At 58.6% G+C, this 21,099-nt stretch carries 14 protein-coding genes; 5 read left to right on the plus strand and 9 right to left on the minus strand.

Annotation, left to right across the window (positions count from 1 at the left end; genetic code table 11):
• Positions 1-4: 4 nt before the first annotated feature.
• From entF to fes, 3 genes are read right to left on the minus strand one after another with little or no spacing between them, the layout of a single operon-like run.
• Complete coding sequence (gene entF / locus MY052_RS17280) at positions 5-3,868, minus strand: enterobactin non-ribosomal peptide synthetase EntF (RefSeq protein WP_248537474.1); 3,864 nt, start codon at positions 3,866-3,868, stop codon at positions 5-7.
• Complete coding sequence (locus MY052_RS17285) at positions 3,865-4,083, minus strand: MbtH family protein (RefSeq protein ID WP_123650085.1); 219 nt, start codon at positions 4,081-4,083, stop codon at positions 3,865-3,867. Before MY052_RS17285 ends, entF begins: the two co-directional genes overlap by 4 nt.
• 15 nt (positions 4,084-4,098) lie before the next feature.
• On the minus strand, positions 4,099-5,307 hold the full coding sequence (fes, locus tag MY052_RS17290; protein ID WP_248537475.1) for an enterochelin esterase: 1,209 nt from the start codon (positions 5,305-5,307) through the stop codon (positions 4,099-4,101).
• A 201-nt stretch (positions 5,308-5,508) separates the two neighbouring features.
• Between fes and MY052_RS17295 the strand changes: the two genes are divergently transcribed.
• From MY052_RS17295 to MY052_RS17305, 3 genes are all read left to right on the plus strand, one after another.
• Entirely contained in the window at positions 5,509-7,794 is a 2,286-nt protein-coding gene (locus MY052_RS17295; RefSeq protein WP_248537476.1) for a TonB-dependent siderophore receptor, read from the plus strand.
• Positions 7,795-7,844: 50 nt separating this feature from the next.
• On the plus strand, positions 7,845-8,468 hold the full coding sequence (gene entD / locus MY052_RS17300) for an enterobactin synthase subunit EntD (RefSeq protein ID WP_248537477.1): 624 nt from the start codon (positions 7,845-7,847) through the stop codon (positions 8,466-8,468).
• Between the two features lie 191 nt (positions 8,469-8,659).
• Entirely contained in the window at positions 8,660-10,222 is a 1,563-nt protein-coding gene (locus MY052_RS17305) for an AbgT family transporter (protein WP_035897231.1), read from the plus strand.
• Positions 10,223-10,293: 71 nt separating this feature from the next.
• Here MY052_RS17305 and MY052_RS17310 read toward each other — a convergent pair whose 3' ends face one another.
• On the minus strand, positions 10,294-11,610 hold the full coding sequence (locus MY052_RS17310) for an aspartate aminotransferase family protein (protein WP_035897228.1): 1,317 nt from the start codon (positions 11,608-11,610) through the stop codon (positions 10,294-10,296).
• Between the two features lie 181 nt (positions 11,611-11,791).
• On the opposite strand from MY052_RS17310, the gene MY052_RS17315 reads away from it, so the two are divergent.
• The gene (locus MY052_RS17315; protein ID WP_035897225.1) at positions 11,792-12,556 is read left to right on the plus strand and encodes an SDR family NAD(P)-dependent oxidoreductase; all 765 of its coding nucleotides are present in this window, start codon (positions 11,792-11,794) and stop codon (positions 12,554-12,556) included.
• Positions 12,557-13,316: 760 nt separating this feature from the next.
• Here MY052_RS17315 and MY052_RS17320 read toward each other — a convergent pair.
• From MY052_RS17320 to MY052_RS17335, 4 genes are all read right to left on the minus strand, one after another.
• Entirely contained in the window at positions 13,317-14,078 is a 762-nt protein-coding gene (locus MY052_RS17320) for an amino acid ABC transporter ATP-binding protein (protein ID WP_035897623.1), read from the minus strand.
• Positions 14,071-14,736, minus strand: coding sequence for an amino acid ABC transporter permease (locus tag MY052_RS17325; RefSeq protein WP_035897621.1), 666 nt, complete (start codon positions 14,734-14,736; stop codon positions 14,071-14,073). Before MY052_RS17325 ends, MY052_RS17320 begins: the two co-directional genes overlap by 8 nt.
• Positions 14,737-14,751: 15 nt before the next feature.
• Positions 14,752-15,393, minus strand: coding sequence for an amino acid ABC transporter permease (locus MY052_RS17330; protein ID WP_248537478.1), 642 nt, complete (start codon positions 15,391-15,393; stop codon positions 14,752-14,754).
• Between the two features lie 64 nt (positions 15,394-15,457).
• A complete protein-coding gene (locus tag MY052_RS17335) occupies positions 15,458-16,309 on the minus strand; it encodes a transporter substrate-binding domain-containing protein (RefSeq protein WP_035897617.1) in 852 nt (283 codons plus the stop codon).
• Positions 16,310-16,542: 233 nt separating this feature from the next.
• Between MY052_RS17335 and pdxR the strand changes: the two genes are divergently transcribed.
• The gene (pdxR, locus tag MY052_RS17340) at positions 16,543-18,006 is read left to right on the plus strand and encodes a MocR-like pyridoxine biosynthesis transcription factor PdxR (RefSeq protein WP_248537479.1); all 1,464 of its coding nucleotides are present in this window, start codon (positions 16,543-16,545) and stop codon (positions 18,004-18,006) included.
• Here pdxR and MY052_RS17345 read toward each other — a convergent pair.
• Entirely contained in the window at positions 18,003-21,098 is a 3,096-nt protein-coding gene (locus tag MY052_RS17345) for an efflux RND transporter permease subunit (RefSeq protein ID WP_248537480.1), read from the minus strand. The two genes, pdxR and MY052_RS17345, sit on opposite strands and share 4 nt — an antisense overlap.
• Between the last annotated feature and the right edge of the window lies 1 nt (position 21,099).

A 21,099-nucleotide genomic window follows, 5' to 3' on the forward strand; every position in this document is an offset into this window, starting at 1 on the left:
TCTCCTACCCCAATATCTCTCGAATCACCGGCCCAATCGCCTCAAACGCCGCAGGCGTAATGATGTCGACGTGCGCACAATCCTGACTATAAACCTCCAGCTCACCCACCCACGGCCCCCAGGCCATATGCGGATCCGCCTGTCGGGTTTTCTCGGCGACAAACAGCGTCGCTTTACCGTCAAACGTCGCGCTGTGCGCGGTGGTCAGCAGGCGCACAGCGTCGGCGTAGTTGCCTTCAATTGCACTGAACAATTCGCTCGAGCCTTGCCCTTGCTGGGCGGCGAGAAACGCTTCACGTTCGCGGTCAATCTCCGCCAATACCGCAGGATCAAGACCGTTAGCCTCTTTTTCTGCCCAATTTTGCGTTTCCGGCGGCCAGGTATCGAGTAGCCCAAGGAACGCCACCGTTTCGCCGCGCTGACGTAAACGGGCGGCAATGCCCTGCGCCAGCGTACCGCCAAGCGAGTAGCCAAGCAGGTAATACGGCCCGTGCGGCTGCTGGGCGAGCAAGGTTGCCAGATGATGCTCGCACACCTCGTCCAGCGTCGCAGCGGTTTGCATCGGCCCTTCCGGGCGCGGCGACTGAATGCCGGTAATTGACCATCGCGGCGACAGATAGCGCGACAGCACGCTGAACTGCCAGGCAAAACCGGATGCCGGATGGAAGCAGAACAGCGTCGGTCCATCGCCGGTGCGCAGCGGCAGCAACGACTCATAGCCCAGACGCTGCGCCTGTTCGTCGTCGCTGTTGTCCAGCAGCGCGCTCAATTGGCCAACCGTCGATGACACCATCACCTGCCCCGGCGTCACCTTGCGCCCGGTTTGCTGACTCAGCGTTGCAGCAAGGCGCATGGCGAGCAGCGAGTGGCCGCCAAGCGCGAAGAAATCAGCGTCGATGTCCTGAATGTCGCAGCCGAGCAACTGGCTGAACGCCGCCGCAACCTGCACCTCGGTTGCCGTTTGCGGCGCGCGGCCGCTGGTTTTCTGCGTCAGCGACGGTAGCGGCAGCGCTTTACGATCCAGCTTGCCGTTGGCGCTCAGCGGCAGCGCGCTCAGCTGTAACAGCACCACTGGCACCATATGCGGCGGTAGCTGTTGGCGAAGCTGCGCCAGCAGGGCTTCGGTATCGAGCGGCAGGCCGGAAAGCGACACCACATAACCCACCAATTGGCGCGCATCGCCGCCGGTGGCCGCCGCCTGATTGATAACACAAGCATGCGTCACCGCCTGTTCCACGTCCGGCAGGCTCTGCATCACCCGGTCGATTTCACCCAGCTCGATGCGCTGACCGCGAATTTTGAGCTGATCGTCGCTGCGACCGAGGTATTCCACCGCGCCGTTATTCAGCCAGCGCGCTACGTCGCCGGTACGGTACATCCGTTCACCGGGGGCAAACGGGTCGGCAATAAAGCGGCTGGCGGTTAGATCCGGCCTTCCCAGATACCCCTGCGCCAGTTGAATACCCGTAAGGTAGAGATCGCCCGCCACGCCAAACGGCACCGGGCGCATCATGGCGTCGAGGATACGCAAGCCGGTATTCCATACCGGGAAACCAATCGGCACGCTGTTGCCCGACACCGCCGCCAGCGCTTCACCGTAGGCCGGGTACCAGCTCACGTCCACCGCCGCTTCCGTTGGCCCATAGAGGTTGTGCAGCGGTACGTGGGTCAGAACTTCCCACTCGCGGCATAGTGCAGTTGGCAGTGCTTCACCGCTGCAGAACACCCGCTGTAGCGAGCAGCAGCTGTCCACCGTTTCCGGCGTCAGCGAGGCCACAAATGCCGCCAGCATCGACGGCACGAAGTGGGTCGTGGTCACGCCGTAGTCGGCGAAGAATCGCTGCATCGCCAGCGGGTCGCGGTGCGCTTCCGGCTCGGCCATCACCAGGCTCGCGCCGGTGATAAACGGCCACCAGAATTCCCACACCGACACATCAAAACTGCATGGTGTTTTTTGCGCCACCACATCATCGGCGGTCAGCGGATAGTGGTCTTGCATCCACAGCAGGCGGTTAACGATAGCTTCATGGCCGACCATCACCCCTTTCGGACGGCCGGTCGACCCCGAGGTAAAGATGATATAGGCCGTCTGTTCCGGCGTCGCGAGCGCGAGCGGCCGATCGTCTCCTGCCGCCAGCGGTGCGTTCAGGCACAGACTGTCGATATTCGGGAAACGGTGCAGCTGGTCTGGGGCGGTTATCAGCAAGGTTGGACGCGCGTCTTCCAGCATCATTTGCAGACGGTCGTCCGGGTAGCCGGTATCCAGCGGTAGCCATGCCGCCCCCGCCTCAACAATGGCGTGCAGCGCCAGCGTCAGGAATACCGAGCGAGGTAGCGCCACGGCGACGCTATCGCCAGGTTTTACGCCGCGCTCGCGCAGGACTTTTGCCAGTGCGATCGCCTGCTGGCGCATCTCGCGGTAGGTAAAGCGATAGTTGGCATCCACCAGCGCCAAGGCATCCGGCGTTTTCGCAGCCTGCTCGGCTACCAGTGAACTGAGCGTAGCGCGCGGCAGGGATTTTTCGGTGGCGTTGATCTGCACCAGACGCTGATATTCATCCTCCGACAGCAATTCCGCATCGGCACACATTAGCGCTGGATTATCGGCAAACTGCTGCAAAAGTGCGGTTAAGCGGGCGATATGCTGCTGCAACGTCGCTTCGTCATAGCGCTGCTGGTTGGCCAGTATTTCCAGCGACAGTCCACCGTCTTCGTCCGGAAACAACGCCAGCTCAAGGTCATTAACCGGACCGGTCGCCAGCGTATGGGTTGTCGCGTTAACGTCGGCGAAACCGAGACGATAATCAAACATTTTGACGTTAAATACCGGCCCAAACAGCGCCTCATCGCCCGCGGCTTTTCCAGCATCGCGCACAATCTGCTCCGCATCATAGCGTTGATGGCGGCGCATCTTTTTCAACTGCCCGGAAAGGCGAGTTGCCAGCTCAGGCAACGTTTCCTGGCCGTTCAGCGTCACGCCAAGCGGCAGTACGTTAAGCACCGGGCCGGTGGCGGTCAGCGCGACCGAGCCCATGCGGCGCATAAAGATAAACCCGGCGGCGTAATCGCTGCGCCCGCATAGACGGCCCAGCCAGAGTGCGACCAGCGCCAGCGCCAGATCGGCAGGCTGGCACTGAGGAGCGGAAGCGGCCAGGCGGGTAAATGCTCGACGGTCGGCGGTGAGCTTCAACCGCCAGATAGCGGTGCTTTGCGCGCGGCCCGGCAGCGGCGCAGAGGAGAGCGAGGCTGGAGACGGCAAGGCTTTACGCTGTTCGGCCCAGAAGGCTTTATCCCGCTGGAACGCCTCGCTGTCCCGATAGCGCTGATACTCTTCCACCACATCGGCAAACGGCGTGAACGCCGGTTCCGGCAGCGTATCGCCTGTGACCAGCGCCTGGTAAATCAGGCTTATCTGGCGTGTAATCGCCGGGAAGCTGAAGCCGTCCACCAGCAGATGATGGTAACGCTGATACCAGAACCACTGATTATCGCCAACGCGGAAAAGCTGGTGGCAATAGAGCGGATTGCCGCTGTCGACGCGGCTATTTTGCGCGAGGTCGCGCTGCATCAGGACCAGCGCCGCCTGCTGCGGGTCAGACTCTCCGCGCAGGTCATGGCATGCCGGTTCGGCTATCGCCATGCTCTCATCCAGCCACTGCCAGACTTCGCCGTTGTCTTCGCTAAAGCGCATACGCAGCGTATCGGCCTGACTCAGGCCCATCACGATAGCGCGCACCAGCAGGTCGCCGTCAATCTTCCCGTTCAGCTCAACGTAGTGCGCCACGCTCCAGGCGTTAGGCAACGTCGACAGGGCTTCCGCCATCCAGATCCCCGGCTGAGCGGCAATGAGCGGTAAACGCGGGCTCATGAGCGGCCTCCGGTGATGGAGAAATGGTCAGGATAAAGCGTCGTCCAGTTATGGGTGAGCCAGGCGTTGCACGCCTCAAGCGGCTGCGGCTCGCACACCACCGTCCAGCCCGCAGGTAGTGAACACTGCTGGGGCCAGAGGCTGAACTGCTGTTGAGGATTTTGCAGAAGGTAAAACTGCCCTTGCGCCACGTCGAAGGGGTTACTGACTTGCATACCAAACTCCTGTCGTTAATCGCGCGTTGCCGCCTGGGGGTTCCAGAGCGTCATCAGCCCGGCGGTCAGCCCGCCGCGCCAGCAAAGCGCATCATGTCCGCCATCAACCTGATGCCAGAAAATCGGCTGCTGTGTGCGCTGTAACTGCGCCAAAAGCGCCTGATTGGCGCGAAAAATTATCGGTTCACGGATGCCCGCTTCCAGCACGATCCGCAGCCCCTGCGGGTTCAACTCACCGCTTTCAAGCTGCTGTACAATTTCCCCGGTCTGCTGCCCACCTCGGTGCGGCCACCAGTACGACCCCGACTGGCTCAGCACGCAGCCAAAGCGTTCCGGCCAGTGCAATCCGGCGTAAAGCGCAGAGAGGCCGCCGAAGCTCTGACCAGCCACCACCGTTCGGTCAGCGCGCTCGCTGAACGGCGCAATCGTCTGCACCTGCGGCAGCAATTCCTGCTGTACCGCCAGCCAGAAGTCCGGGTTGCAGGGCAGCTCAACGCTGCGGTGCGCGTTATCAATCACGTCAATCAGCAGATAGACCGCGGCAGGCAGCTTTTTCGCTTCGGTGAGCGAAGTCAGCGCAGGCCACACCGGCATGCTTTCAGCCCAGAACTGGCCGTCGAGCAGCACCGCTAAAGGTCGATCGGTTTCGTTCATCGCTCCGGTGGTGAAGATCCACACCCGGCGCTGATTGCCCAATCGTTCGCTGCGCCAGGTAATGCACTGCGGTTCTCGCCAGGTGGACGCTGGTGTTGACCACCCCGGCTGTTCCGGAGCCTGCGGCATCTCGAGCGCCGAAACCGCATGACCGCGCCCGCCCTTCCAGCTTTGTGGATTCAGCGGGTCAGCAATGGCCTGCGGCAGCAGCTTGCGCCAGCCTTCGCGCAGCTTCTGCCGGTCCGGCTCAGCGGCGGTAAAAATGTCAGGAGAGAAATCATCGTCGCGCTCGCTGGGAGCAAAACAGTAACTCCCGCGCCAGGTGGGCGGCAACTTGGTCGTCCAGCGCCAGACGTCGGTATCGGGAATACGTTCAAGAGTCTGCGGGGCAGAGTTGTGGTGGTGATCGGTGACGCCGGTGATGTAAATCCATACCCGGCGAATGGGCGATGAATCCTCGCTGCCTGCGGGGTCGCGCCACCAAAATGTGACACGATAATCTTCGCCAACTCTTTCATATTGTGGGCCTTTTATCGCATCCCACCACGCGTCACTTCCTGTTGTTAACATTCCCACCACGTTAACCCTATGTTTATTGTGGAATTTATTGTTACATATGAAAATTTATTGATAATATTATTGATAACTATTTGCATTTGCAATAGCGTATTGCCGCGCACTTTCACATGCTTCTGGCATACAACCTTGCCGCGTCTCCCCTTTTGGGAACGGATCACGACGGGACGTTGGCGACGAAAAGCAGGACACACAATGAATAATAAAATCAAACCCCTGGCCTTCCTGGTCAACCTGGGTATTTATGGCGTTGCATCTCCGGCTTTTGCCGCCGAGACGACCAGCAATAAAGACGTGGACGGTGAAACCATGGTCGTTACCGCTGCCGAGCAGAACCTGCAGGCACCGGGCGTCTCCACCATCACCGCCGATGAAATTCGCAAGCGCCCACCGGCTCGCGACGTTTCTGAAATCATCCGTACCATGCCGGGCGTTAACCTCACCGGTAACTCTACCAGCGGCCAGCGCGGTAACAACCGCCAGATCGATATTCGCGGTATGGGCCCGGAAAACACCCTGATTCTGATCGACGGCAAGCCGGTCACCAGCCGTAACTCTGTACGTCAGGGCTGGCGTGGTGAACGTGATACCCGCGGTGATACCGGCTGGGTGCCGCCAGAAATGATTGAACGTATTGAAGTCCTGCGTGGCCCAGCGGCTGCCCGTTACGGTAACGGCGCGGCGGGCGGCGTGGTGAACATCATCACCAAGAAAAGCAGCAACGAATGGCACGGCTCCTGGAACACCTATTTCAACGCCCCAGAGCACAAAGAAGAAGGCTCCACCAAGCGTACCAACTTCAGCCTGACCGGGCCGTTGGGCGATGCGTTCAGCTTCCGCCTCTTCGGCAACCTGGATAAAACCCAGGCCGATGCCTGGGACATCAACGATGGTCACCAGTCAACGCGTACCGGTGCTTACGCGGATACCATGCCTGCCGGTCGTGAAGGGGTGGAAAACAAGGACATCAACGGCCAGTTGCGTTGGGACTTTGCCCCGATGCAATCATTGGAATTTGAAGCGGGCTACAGCCGTCAGGGTAACCTGTACGCTGGTGATACCCAGAACACTAACAACGACAACGACACCACCAAGGGCGGCAAAGGTTTGGTGAAAAAATACTACGGTAAAGAGACCAACCGTATGTATCGCCAGAACTATGCGCTGACCTGGAACGGCGGCTGGGATAACGGCATCACCACCAGCAACTGGGCACAGTACGAACACACCCGTAACTCTCGTTTGGGCGAAGGCCTGGCCGGTGGGTTGGAAGGATTGTTCAACAGCAACCTGTTTAACGATACCGATCTGAACGACGTGACGCTGCACAGCGAAATCAGCATTCCGTTCGATTTTGTGGTGAATCAGAACCTGACGCTGGGTACCGAATGGAACCAGCAGAAGATGAAGGACTCCAGTTCCAATACTCAGACCTTTATGGGCGGTAATATTCCAGGTTACAGCAGCACCAACCGTAGCCCATATTCCCAGGCTGAGATCTTCTCGCTGTTCGCTGAGAACAACATGGAGGTGACCGACAGCACCATGCTCACACCGGCGCTGCGCTTCGATCATCACAGCGTTGTGGGCGATAACTGGAGCCCATCTCTGAACCTGTCGCAGGGCTTAGGCGATGACTTCACGCTGAAAATGGGTATTGCCCGCGCCTATAAAGCACCAAGCCTGTACCAGCTCAACCCGAACTACATCCTGTACAGCAAAGGTCAGGGATGTTACGCCACTGGCGCAGCTACCGGTATCGGCTGTTACATGATGGGTAACGATGACCTGAAGGCCGAGACCAGCATCAACAAAGAAATTGGTCTGGAATTCAAACGTGACGGCTGGCTGGCGGGCGTGACCTGGTTCCGTAACGATTATCGCAACAAGATTGAAGCGGGTACCACTCCGCTGAGCCGCACTTCCATTACCAGCGGCACGACCACCACCTACACTGACATCTACCAGTGGGAAAACATTCCTAAAGCGGTGGTTGAAGGTCTGGAAGGGACGCTAAACGTTCCAGTAAGTGAGACGGTGAGCTGGACCAACAACATCACCTACATGCTGCAAAGTAAAAACAAAGAGACCGGCGAGCGCCTGTCGATTATTCCTGAGTACACGCTGAATTCTACCCTGAGCTGGCAGGTTCGTCAGGATGTGTCGCTGCAGTCTACCTTTACCTGGTACGGAAAACAGCAGCCGAAGAAATATGACTACCAGGGCAAACCGGTTAGCGGCACCTCCGCCGCTGAAATCAGCCCGTACAGCATCGTCGGCCTGAGCGCAACCTGGGACGTCAACAAAAACGTCAGCCTGACCGGCGGCGTGGACAACGTCTTCGACAAACGCCTGTGGCGTGAAGGTAACGCCCAGACCGTGAGCGACACCAAAACCGGTGCCTATATGGCCGGTGCGGGTGCCTACACCTACAACGAACCGGGTCGTACCTGGTACATGAGCATCAATACGCACTTCTGATAATCTGTGCCTACCCTCTCCCTACCGGGGGAGGGTTTTTCAGGAGGCTTATGTTTACCTACCACACCACCTTCAACGCTATTCACCGTATCGATTTCCAGCCTGAGACCTTCACACCACAGGACTTACTGTGGCTGCCACACCACGCCTTGCTAGAACGCTCCGGTAAAAAACGCCAAACAGAACACCTGGCGGGGCGCATTGCCGCCGTTTATGCGCTGCGTACCGTTGGCGAGAAATCTGTACCAGGCATAGGGGAAAATCGCGCGCCGCTTTGGCCAATAGGGCTATATGGCAGCATCAGCCACTGCGGGCAAACAGCGATTGCTATCGTCTCGCATCGTCCGGTAGGGATCGATATTGAAGAAGTGATGAACGTTTCGCTTGCCGAATCCCTCGCTGAGCAGGTAGCGAGTGGCGCTGAGCTAACAAACCTGCGTGCGGCCCCTGTCCCCTTCCCGCTGGCGCTGACGCTGACTTTTTCGGCAAAAGAGAGCCTGTACAAAGCGCTTTCAGCTCGCTACCCCCAGTTGCTCCATTTCCATGATGCCGTGGTGACCCATATTGATGCCCAAAATATCACGCTGCACATCCCTACCATTAACCTCACCGCCATCATTGTGTGGTACACCGTTGACCACCAACGTATCGTCACGCTGTATCAACAGCCATAAATATGACCAGGCATCGAAAACACCGAATCAACAACCAATCAAAACCTCATTGATAAAATAAAAAATCAAAAAATGCGTCTTTAGTCAGATTTATCCACCATAAAAATAGTGTTCCTCACGGCAATTCCCCCTATCATTCCCCTGAAACATTCATACAAACAATGAAACAATTGTCTGAATTAAGGAACCGAATGAATACCCAAACACGGACACGGAATGAAGTGGGTGAAAGCCGCCTGATGACGGGCTTTCTTAACGCGATTGAAAAAGCAGGGAACCGGTTACCTGAACCGGCGATGATCTTTTTCTACTTTTTATTGATTGTGATGGGCCTGTCGGCGGTGCTGTCGATGATGACCTTCGACGTTATCAACCCGATGACGCAGGAAGCGGTGAAGGTGAATAACCTGCTCTCTCCTGAAGCGCTGACCAATACGCTCGCCAATATGGTCACCACCTTTACCGGCTTTGCGCCGCTGGGGATCGTGCTGGTGGCGATGCTCGGCGTGGGCGTTGCCGAAAGCTCCGGCTTTATCAACGTGGCGCTGAAAAAGATGCTGCGCGTAACGCCGAAAAAACTGCTGACGCCAATGCTGATTTTTGTGGCGATGTTCAGCCACGTGGCGGCAGATGCGGGCTACGTGCTGGTCATTCCGCTGGGGGCAATTATCTTTATGTCCGCTGGCCGTCACCCGCTGGTGGGGATTGCCGCCGCGTTCTCCGGCGTCTCCGGTGGTTTTGCCGCCAACATGGTTCCGACCGGTAACGATGCGCTGCTGCAAGGCTTTACTCAGGCCGCCGCCCAACTGCTGGACAGCACCTACACCGTTAACACCCTGTGCAACCTGTTCTTCGGTATTGTCTCTTCTATCGTGATTACGCTGGTCGGCTGGTGGGTCACCGAGCGTATCGTTGAGCCGCGCGTCAGCAAAATGGCCATCGACGGCGATTTTAAACACGATGAAGATATGTCTAACGTCACGCCGCAGGAGAGCCGCGCTTTCCGCCGCGCGTCGCTGGTGATGCTGTTAGGTCTGTCGGCGCTGGCCGCTGCGGCCTGGCCGGAAGGTTCGATGCTGCGCGGCACCGACGGTTCACTCACCTCGTATAGCGCGCCGATTATGAAGTCCATCGTGCCGCTGATTTTCCTGATCTTTATTCTGCCGGGTATCGTCTACGGCTTTGTGTCCGGTACCTTTAAGTCGGGTAAAGACGTGATTGGCGCGATGAACGATTCCATGAGCAAAATGGGTTCGTACATGGTGATGGCTTTCTTCTGCGCCATGTTTATCAAAGCATTCAGCGACTCCAACATTGGTACGCTGTTCGCGCTGATGGGTGCCGACGGTCTGAAAGCGCTAGAACTGCCGGGGCAGGCAACGATTATCGGTATGATTGTGCTGACGGCGGTGGTGAACCTGCTGATTGGCTCCGCGTCGGCGAAATGGGCGCTGCTGTCGCCGATTATGGTCCCTATGCTGATGGCGGTGGGGATTTCTCCGGAGCTGACGCAAGCGGCGTTCCGTATCGGTGACTCCTGCACCAACATCATCACCCCGCTGATGGTCTTCTTCCCGCTGATCGTTATCTACTGCCAGCGCTACGTGAAGGGCGCGGGTGTGGGCACGCTGGTCTCGATGATGATGCCGTACTCCATCGCCTTCTTCATCGCCTGGAGCATTCTGTTGCTGGTGTGGTGGGGGGTGGGTATGCCGTTGGGTATCGCGGCGCCGTATACCTGGAGCCCGAGTTAACGGTCTGTTCGGTGCCATTCCCGGCGGCGCTTCGCTTGGCCGGGCTACAACGTTGGTAGCCCGGCACAAAACTACACGGCTAAATGGGCAAAATTGCCTAACACGTTGTGCAAAATCCCTACCCCTTTCTGCACCTGCTCGGCGCTGATGGTGCACGGCGGCACCACGTGAATGCGGTTCTCCACCACGAAGCTCAGCAGCCCCGCTTCGGTTAACGCGCCTTTAATCTCCGCCATATCCCCAGCCGCCAGCGGCGTTTTCTTCGCCCGGTCGCTCACTAGCTCCAGCGCCTGGAACACGCCACGCCCGCGCACTTCACCTATCAGCGGTGACGACGCGGCCAGCGCCTCCAGCCCCTGACGCAGCACGCCGTTGCCGATGTGTGCCGCGTTCTCTACGATTCCTTCGTCCTTCATCGCATCAAGGGTGGCAATAATCGCCGCCATCGCCAGCGGATGTCCGGAATAAGTCAGCCCACCGGCAAAGAAGTGATCGTCAAAATAGTGAGCGATCTTGTCGCTGATGATCACCCCACCGGCCGGAACATAGCCCGCGTTCACCCCTTTGGCAAAGGTGATCAGATCAGGCACGATCCCGTCCTGCTCGAAGGCAAACCAGCTACCGGTACGGCCAAACCCGGCCATCACTTCATCGAGAATCAGGATAATCCCGAATTCGTCCGCCAGCGCACGTACGCCCTTCATATAACCTTCCGGCGGCACCAGAATCCCCGCCGTGCCAGGAATCGACTCCAGCAGGATAGCGGCAATAGAAGACGGACCTTCGCACTCGATCATCCGCCGCAGGTGAGCCAGCGCACGGCTGCACTCTTCCTGTTCAGAGGTGGCGTTAAACTCCGTGCGGTAGAGGTATGGGTTAAAGAAGTGCACGTGGCCGCGCGAATATTCGTTCGGTACGCGACGCCAGTCACCGGTGGCGGCAATGGCGCTGCCGGTATTGCCGTGGTAGGAGCGGTACGCCGACAGCACTTTATCGCGCCCGGTGTAAAGACGCGCCATGCGGATGGCGTTTTCGTTGGCATCGGCCCCGGCGTTGGTGAAGAACACCTTGCTAAAGCCTTCCGGCGCCAGCCCAATAATGCGTTTTGCCGCTTCGCCGCGCGCCAGGTTGGCGGTGGCCGGGGCAATCGTCACCAGCGACTCGAGCTGATCTTTCATCGCCGCCAGCACGCGAGGGTGCTGGTAGCCGAGGTTAACGTTCACCAGTTGGCTGCTGAAATCAAGATAGGTTTTCCCGTCGTAATCCCATAGCTCGCACCCTTTCGCGCCGGCAATCACCAGCGGGCTCAGATTGCCCTGCATCGACCAGGAATGAAAAACATACTCTCTGTCCAGCTGGCGAACCGCTTTGTTGTTCAACTCTGTCATTCGTCGTTCCTCGCATACCGTTGGCTGTGATTCATCATGTCGTCGGCGGAAAAAAAAGTGATAGAGCCAGTGTAGTCGCGGCGCTGTGACAACGGTGTCACATCGCCATACGCCGACTGGCTCTCGGCAGGCCGCGCCGCGGTTTTTATAGTGACCGGAACAACCTGCACAGGAGAGCACAATGCAAAAGCGTAACGTGGTGTTTATTACCGGGGCGACCTCCGGCTTTGGGGAAGCGGCGGCGCATGTGTTTGCGCGCGCGGGCTGGGCGTTGGTACTGAGCGGGCGTCGGCTGGCGCGTCTTCAGGCGCTACAGGCCGAGCTGGCATCGCAGGTGCCGGTGCATGTGATTGAGCTGGACGTACGGGACAGCGCGGCGGTGAGTACAGCCGTCGCCGCGCTGCCGCCAGACTTTGCCGATGTTACCGCGCTTATCAACAATGCCGGGCTGGCGCTGGCACCACAGCCGGCGCAAAAGGTCGATCTGGCCGATTGGCATACCATGATTGATACCAACGTGACCGGGCTGGTGAATGTGACGCACGCCCTGCTGCCAACGCTGATTCGCCACGGCGCAGGCGCGAGCATTATTAATATTGGGTCGATTGCAGGGCAGTGGCCCTATCCCGGCAGCCACGTTTACGGTGCCAGCAAGGCGTTTGTGAAGCAGTTCAGCTATAACCTGCGCTGCGATCTGTTAGGCACCGGCGTGCGCGTCACCGACCTGGCGCCGGGCATTGCCGAGACCGAGTTTACGCTGGTGCGCACCAAGGGCGACCAGGCGGCATCCGACGCGCTATACCGTGGCACCACGCCGCTGTCGGCGCTGGATATCGCTGAGCAGATGTTCTATATCGCGACCCTGCCGGACCATATGAATATTAACCGCGTGGAGGTGATGCCGGTGCGTCAGGCGTGGCAGCCGTTTGCGATTGATAGGGATTAGTGTGGCTTTCCCCCTCCCCTTTTCAGGGCTGCTTTACACGCAATCTCGTGGTGACAGTTATCCAATAAGTGGAGATGCATTCGGGTTGAGCACTCTGTTGCGCTCCCTTCAAGTTCCAGCCGCATAAATTGCGCGGGTGCAGGGAGCGCGCAAGGGGCGGCCAATCGCCGCCGCCCCCTGCACCCCCGGGCTCTGGCGGCAAAATCGCCGCTTCGCGGTTCCCTCAGCTTATTCCCTCCGGCTTCGGGTCGGGCGCGAGTTCACATCCCTGTGAACCACGCCCTCAGCCCACATCCCTGTGGGCTGACCCGGCCTACGGGAAACGCTTCGGCGATTTAGACGCCACCAAAAACCGTGCGGTCTTTAAGTTAACGGCAAAAAATACACGAATGTCACTGAAACCGATGAGTCCCCGCTGGAAATCGGCGAGCCGAAGAATGGAAGACAAGGTCAGGACGCCATGGATGGCGGACTGAGGCGAACCGAGACAGGGATGTCGAGTTTCGCCGTGCCGCAGGCTGGAATTCGTAGGCGAGCGTAGTGCGAAGCACCGATTTCCCTGCGGGGCCGCGGGGATTGTTAAGGGGGATGCGGTTATCCCCCTTAACACGTTCACCGGTGAAAAGTCCTCATATTCTACCCAGCGTAAAGTGAACGGAACCTTTCACCACACTGGCATATATTCAGCTTTCCCCTGGAGTTTATGTAAAAGAGACTGCTTCCAGGGAGAAAACCAGGAGAGCCGCCCACGTTGTTTGAACTAACGACTACTTTGCAAAAACTGCCTCACCCGCTCCGACTTCGGCGCCGTAAAGAAAACCTCCGGCGGCGCTTTCTCAATCAAAATTCCCTTCTCCAGAAACACCACTTCGTTCGACACCTGGCGGGCAAACTCCATCTCGTGCGTCACCACCACCATGGTGTAGCCCTCCGCAGCCAGCGACTTCATCACGCTTAGCACCTCGTTCACGCGCTCCGGGTCGAGCGCCGAAGTCGGCTCGTCAAACAGCAGCACCTCCGGCGACATCGCCAGCGAACGGGCAATCGCCACCCGCTGCTTTTGCCCACCGGAGAGAGTTATCGGGTAAGCCTCTGCTTTGTGCTCCATCCCCACCTTCTCCAACTGCTGATGCGCAATCTGCCGCGCCTCATCGCGCTTCATGCCTTTTACATGCAGCAATGCTTCCATCACATTTTGCAGCACCGTCAGGTGCGGCCACAGGTTGAAGCTCTGGAACACCATCCCTACCCGCTCGCGAATCTTCGACAGCTCGCGGTGCGACATACTTTTTCCGGAGTGGTCATCAACGCCAATGCGCTGCCCACCGATACGGATTTCGCCGCGGTCGGGCTGTTCCAGCCAGTTCATGCAGCGCAGCAGCGTCGATTTTCCCGAACCGGACGAACCGAGAATGCTAACCACCGTCCCCTTCTCCACCGTCAGATTGATATCGCGCAGCACCTCGACGTTATCAAACTGCTTGGAGACATTTTTGACGCTTACCGCCGTGGTATCAGACATGGCTCATTCCTCTTTTAGCGCTATAAACACTCAACCGTTTCACCAGCAGTTCGAGCACGATGCTGATAGCCCAATACAGCGCGATGGCGACAATAAAGGCGTTAAACGGAATAAAATAGGTTGCCTGCACGCTGTTCGCGGCGGCGGTAATTTCCTGTACGGTAATAATGCTGAGAAACGCGGTGTCTTTCAGGCAGATAATCAGCTGATTGCCCAAAAGCGGCAGCGCGGAAGAGAAAATATTCGGCAGAACGATGCGGCGAAAAATGGTGTAGCGGGAGAAACCCTGCACCACAGCGGCTTCAATATAGCCGTTGGAGAATACCCGACGCTGGCTGCGGAGAATCTCAAAGAAATAGGCACCGTGGTAGATAATTAACGCCACCAGCCCCGCCGTCCATGCGTCCAGGCTAATGCCTAGCTCCGGCAATCCGTAATACAGTAAATAAGCCAGAATCAAAAACGGAATCGCCCGCATCAGGTTCACAAACCCAACAATAACGTTATTCAGCACCCGCTTCTGGTATTCGGTGAAATAGCACAGCAGCGTGCCAATCAACAACCCACATACGGCGGCAGTAATAAACAGTTCAAGCGTCGCCAGCAGGCCGGCAATAAAATTGTCGTGCTCGGCCCAGATAATGGCCCATTGGTTCATGTGTCCTCCCGAGGCTTATCGCGCCAGTCGTTTTGCTTTGCGTTCCGCCAGGTTCTGAAGCTTGAGCAGCAGACCAATAATCACCACGTACAGCAGACCGGCGGCCAGGATGGGTGACAGCGGTTCATAGGTGACGGAGGCGATGCGGTTGGTGACGCGGGTGAGATCCACCACGCCTATCACCGCAATCGCCGGGCTGCCCTTAATCAAAAAGGACATTTCGTTCACCAGCGCAGGCAGGCTCTCCAGCCACATTTGCGGCAGCATGATGTAGCGAAAATAGGGCCAGCGGCGCATCCCCACCGACTCCGCCGCTTCGCGCTGTTCACGCGGGAAAGTGCGAAAGGCGTTGCGCCAGATTTCAGCATTAAACGCCGAGGTATTGAGGGTGAGCGCGACAATAGCTGCCACCGTTTTGTCGAGGTTAATGCCCACCGTCGGCAGCGATAAAAAGAGAAACAGCACCAGCGTCACCAGCGGCGTGGCGCGGGCAAGGCTGATATAGATAACCAGAATCTGGTCGATGACCGGGATTTTCATCATGCGCACAAAGGCGATAATCAGTCCTATCACCACCCCAAAGGCGATGGCGATGGCCGAAATCCAGAGGGTCGTCCATGCGCCTTCGATCAGTAACTGCCATGCTATTGCGTCCATGGTGCCCTCCTGAGGTTAATCGGGGTATAGCTCCCGGCGTCGCGTGGCTCGGCCGGGCAACGCTTTACTGGCCGGCGAGCTTGTGGAACTGCGCGGCGCTGGTGATTGGTTCGGTTGGCAGGTCGTCATAGGTTTCGCCAAACCATTTTTTCTGCAGCTCAGCGAGCTTGCCGGTTTCACGCATGTGGTTGATAAATTTGGTCATGTACGCCAGCAGCTCCGGCGAGTTTTTCGGAATTGGCCAGGCCATATAGCCCGGGCCGGAGACCGGCAACCCCTTGGCGAAGACCTTCGGCTTGGCTTTTACCAGGTCGTTCACGGAAATCACCACGTTAATCACGTAGTCGAGACGTTTATTGGCTAAATCGGCGTAGGCCTCCGGGTAAGAAGGGTATTCCACTACCGGGCCGAGCTTGCCGCCGGTTTTTTCAATCATCGCTTTCAGTTCCGGCAGGCGGGCTAATAGCGCGCTGCCCGCCTGAAGGCCGACTTTTTTACCGCTGAGATCGGCAATGGTATTTAATGAGTTATCGCCCGCACGCTTCACAAAATAGTGCTGCGCAGAAGCCCACGGCGGGGTGAAATTAAACACGTTGAGGCGTTCATCGGTGACGACGGCACCGGTTAATGCCATATCGTACTGCCCGGTGGAGACCGCTGCTAATAACCCGGTCCACGGCAGAATACTTTGCGTGACGTTGAATTTGGCGTACTCGCGCAGCGCTGCCAGCATATCTTTGTTAAACCCATCGGCATTGCCGTTATTCATAAAGTTAAACGGCGCGTAGTCATCCTCGGTAGCCACTTTTAAGGTCCCGGATTTTTCAATTTCTGGCAAATCAGCGGCGGCGACCTGTAATGAAAAGGTCATTGCCATCACGGCGGCCAGATAATACGAACCCATCGTTTTTTTCATCGTTTGACCCCTACTCAAATATGCCGAACACGTTTATTCCAGACGCTCTGGAACCGTTGCAAGATGTATGCCGACAGACGCATTTTTTAACGATGGCTGGCGACGTTTTTACTGTAGGGAGACTTTTTGCATTCTGAATAGAGCCAGTTTTCGCACACGCTTGTGTCAGACGATTTCAGCCTGGTACAGAAATTGCTGCACTCAGGGAAAGCGGATATTCGAAGGAGCAGCGTATGATTCGGCACTTATTGCACGTGGATTTTGACCACCAGCGCGGGTTGCAGGAGCAGGTTCGTGAATCGCTGGTCAACGCCATTCTCGGCGGCATTTTCGCCGTCGATACGCCGCTGCCGTCGTGTCGGCAGCTGGCGCAGCAGCTTCAGGTTTCGCGCAATACCACCGCGCTGGTGTTTGAAAGCCTGGTCAACGAAGGCTATCTGGTCAGCCGTCCACGCAGCGGTTATTACCTGCATCCGGACTACCACGCGCCGCGCCTTTCTGCTGCCGCGCCTGCACCCGCCAGCGGCGATTCTGCACCATCGTGGGGCAAACGACTCAACATCACTCCCAGCCAGCAGGAGTCTATCCTCAAGCCTGCCGGCTGGATGAACTACCGCTATCCGTTTATCTATGGCCAGCCCGATACCCGTCAGTTTCCGCTGGCCAGCTGGCGGTCGGCGGCAAACTGGCTGCACGGCGGCATGCGCGACCCGGCGTGGGTTGTCGACCATATCGACCAGGATGTACCAATGCTGATTGAGCAAATCCGCACCCGCGTGTTGCCCAAACGCGGCATCGTCGCCGCGCCGGATGAAATTCTGATTACCCTCGGTTCGCAGAATGCGCTCTACCTGCTCACCCGACTGCTGATGTCGCGCCAGACCCGAGTGGGCGTGGAGAACCCCGGTTTTCGCGAGGCGATTAATACCTTTCTGCTCGGTGACAGCGACATCGTGCCGCACCCGGTGGATGAAGAAGGGATTGTGCTCAGCGACACGCCCTGCGACTACTACTACGTGACGCCAGGCCACCAGGTGCCGACCGGCGTTACCATGAGCAAGACCAGACGTAGCCAGCTACTGGCGCACGCCGCGCAGCATGACGCGGTGATTATTGAGGATGATTACGATTCGGAGAGTAACTTCCAGGCCAATCCGCTGCCCGCGTTGAAGGCCAGCGACCGCAACGGGAGGGTGATTTACGTCAGCAGCCTGTCAAAAGCGCTGTCGCCGGGGCTGCGCTTAGGATTTATGGTCGCCGACCCGGATCTAATTGATGAAGCCCGCGCCCTGCGTCGGCTGGTTTACCGCCATCCGCCGACCAACATTCAGTACCAGATGGCGCATTTTCTCGCTCAGGGCCATTACGAGACGCACCTGCGGCGCTACCGCGATGACTCCGCCCGGCGCTGGGACAGGCTGCATACCGCGCTGACGACGCTGCTGCCGGAGTGCCAGCCGCTGCCCGGCAGCGAACACGCCAATGCCTTCTGGCTACGCACGCCCGCAAACATCAGCACTCAGCAGCTCACCTGGCGCGCCGCCCATACCGGGGTGTTGATTGAGCCCGGCGCACGGCATTTTCTTGATGCGGCGCCGCCGGACAATTTCTTCCGTATGGGCTTTCACGCCATTAACCCCGACGCCATTGCGCCGGGGGTGGACGTGCTGCGAAGCCAACTGGCGCAGATGGGTTAGCCCGCCTTGCGGTGCGCCCACTCGCGCAGGCGCTGGAACAGCACGTAGAGCGACGGGATAAACAGGATGCCAATCACCGTCGCCACCAGCATGCCGCTGAACACCGTGGTGCCAATTATCCGGCGGCTCTGCGCCCCGGCCCCGGTGGAGAACATCATCGGCATGATACCGATAATAAACGACACCGCGGTCATCATCACCGCGCGGAAGCGACGGGTCGCCCCCTCGCGCGCGGCCTCGACGATAGAGAGCCCGGACTGCCTGCGCTCGCGAGCGAATTCGACAATCAATATCGCGTTTTTCGCCGCCAGCGCGATAAGTAGCACCAGGCCAATCTGCACGTACACGTCGTTGGCATAGCCCGCCGTCCATAGCCACAGCAGCGCACCACCGATGGCGAACAGCACCGACAGCATGACGCTCGCCGGTAGCGTCCAGCTTTCATACTGTGCCACGAGGAACAGCCACGCCATCGCTACCGCCGCCAGCACAATCCACACCGCCTGGTTGCCGGTCTGCTGCTCCTGCCAGGAGAGCCCGCTCCAGGCGTAGTCGTAGCCCTCCGGCAGGTTCGCCTTGAGCAGGTTCTCCATCTCGGTCATCGCCGTACGACTGCTGACCCCTTCCGCTGCCGAACCGCTGACCGATACCGACGGGAACTGATTGAACTGCTGAATAAACGGCGCACCGACGGTTGGCGTTACGGTGACCAGGTTGCTCAGGCGAACCCGCTCGCCCTGGTTACTGCGCACGAACAGTTCGCTGATTTGCTCGGCGCGCTCGCGCCACTGCATCTCGTTTTGCATCACCACGTGGTAGACGCGGTTATTAATACTAAAGTCGCCAGCGCGTGCGCCGCCAAAGGCCGTTTGCAGGCTGTTAAAGATACGAGAAACCGGCACGTCCAGCCTGGCGGCCTGGTCGCGGTCAACGGTTAAGGTCAACTGCGGAACGTTGCTGCTCCAGGTGGTGAACACACGGCTAAGCAGCGGATGCTGGTTGGCCTTCATCAGAATGGCGCGCGTCACCTGCTCCAGTTCGGCTGGCGTTTGCCCGGCCTGCGCCAGAATACGCAGGTCGAAGCCCGCAGCGCTGCCAAGGCCCGGAAGCGTTGGCGGCGCAAACAACATAATGTTGGCTTCTGGCATCGCCATCAACTGATGCTGAAGCTCACCCATCACCGTCTCCAGAGGTGCACGCTGCGACCAGTCTTTCAACATCAGCGAGATAAAACCGCCGTTTGAGGCGCTGGTGCCGCTCAGAATACTAAAGCCAGACACCTGAATCACATCCTCTACCGCCGGATGCGCGCCCAACAACTCGCGCGCCTTCGCCATCACCGCTTCGGTTCGCTCAAGCGAAGCAGACTCTGGCAGTTGAACGTTGGCAAACACGTATCCCTGATCTTCCTGCGGCAGGAAGCCTTTCGGCATGCTGGTAAAGCTGAACGCCACCAGCAGCGCAGCAAGCAAGGTGCCCGCTACCGCCACCAGCGGACGACGGTTCATCCACGCCACCAGCCTGCCGTAGCCGTCGCGGGTGGCGTTCAGCCCGAGGTTAAACCACTGAAAGAAACGGGCGGGCTGCTTGAGACGAGGACGCAGCAGCAGCGCACACAGCGCTGGGGTCAGCGTCAGCGCCACAATGCTGGAGAGCGTGACCGCCGTGGAGAGCGTCACCGCAAACTGGCGATACAGCTCACCAACAATACCCGGCAGCATCGCTACCGGCACAAACACCGCCAGCAGCACCAGCGTGGTGGCAATCACCGGCCCGGCAATCTGGCGCAGCGCCAGCCCGGTAGCTTCCAGGCGGTTCATCCCTTCCGCCATGTGCCCTTCGACGCTTTCCACCACCACAATGGCGTCATCCACCACCATGGTTAGCGCCAGAATAATCGCGAACAGGCTGAGCGTGTTGGCGCTGTAACCCAGCAGGTAGAGCACGGCAAACGTCCCCACCAGCGACACCGGGATCGCCAGCGCCACAATCAGCGTGGCGCGCAGGCTTTGCAGGAACAGGGAAACCACCGCCACAACCGCCAGCAGCGTCAGCGCCAGCGAGGTACCAATCTCTTTAATCGTCGCCGCCACAAAGCGGGTGGTGTCAAACTTCACTTCCCACATCAGATCCGCCGGGAAGCGGCTTTGCAAACGGGTCAGTTCATCCTGCACCACCTTTGCTACCTGTAACGCATTGGCGGTTGGCGTGGGGTAAATCCCCATATACGCCGACTCCACGCCGTTAAGCTGAGCGCTGGAGCTATAGCTGCGCGCGCCAAGCTCAATGGTTGCTATGTCAGACAATCGCACCAGTTGGCCCTGCTCACCGCTGCGCACCACGATGCGGCGGAACTCGTCGGCGTCGGTCAAACGCCCCAACCCGTTAATGGTCAGCGTCTGCTGCTGGCCGTTAAATACCGGTGGCGTACCGATTTGCCCGGATGCCCCCTGCACGTGCTGCTCGCTGAACGCCTGGGCGATATCTTCACTGGTGATATTCATCGCGTTCATGCGATCCGGACGCAGCCAGATGCGCATGCTGTAATCGCGCGCGCCAAACATCTGCACCTGACCGACGCCCGGCAGACGCGCCAGCGCTTCACGCACCTGAGTACTGGCGTAATTGCTTATCTGTAAGGAAGAGAGCGAGCCTTTTGGGGAATAGAGGCTAACCCCCATGAGCAGGTTGCTGGCGCGTTTACGCACCTGCACACCGTTTTGCTGCGCTTCGGTTGGTAGCTGCGCGACCGCCTGGGAAACGCGGTTTTGCACATCAATCGCCGCCATGTCCGGGTCGGTTCCGGCGGCGAAGGTCAGGTTCAGGCTGTAGCCGCCGTCGTCTGAGCTGGTCGACTCCATATAGAGCATATGGTCAACGCCGTTCAGCTGCGTTTCCAGCGGCGCGGCAATGGCTTCCGCCACATCCTGCGCGCTGGCGCCCGGCCAACTGGCGCTGACGTTAACCACCGGCGGAGTGATTTGCGGGTACTGCTCCACCGGAATGAGCTTTAGCGCCACCGCGCCAACAAAGGTCATCAGCAGCGCAATCACCATCGCGAAACGCGGGCGACGAATAAAGAACGTCAGCATG

It is taken from the genome of Kluyvera ascorbata, assembly GCF_023195735.1.
Lineage (GTDB): Bacteria > Pseudomonadota > Gammaproteobacteria > Enterobacterales > Enterobacteriaceae > Kluyvera > Kluyvera ascorbata.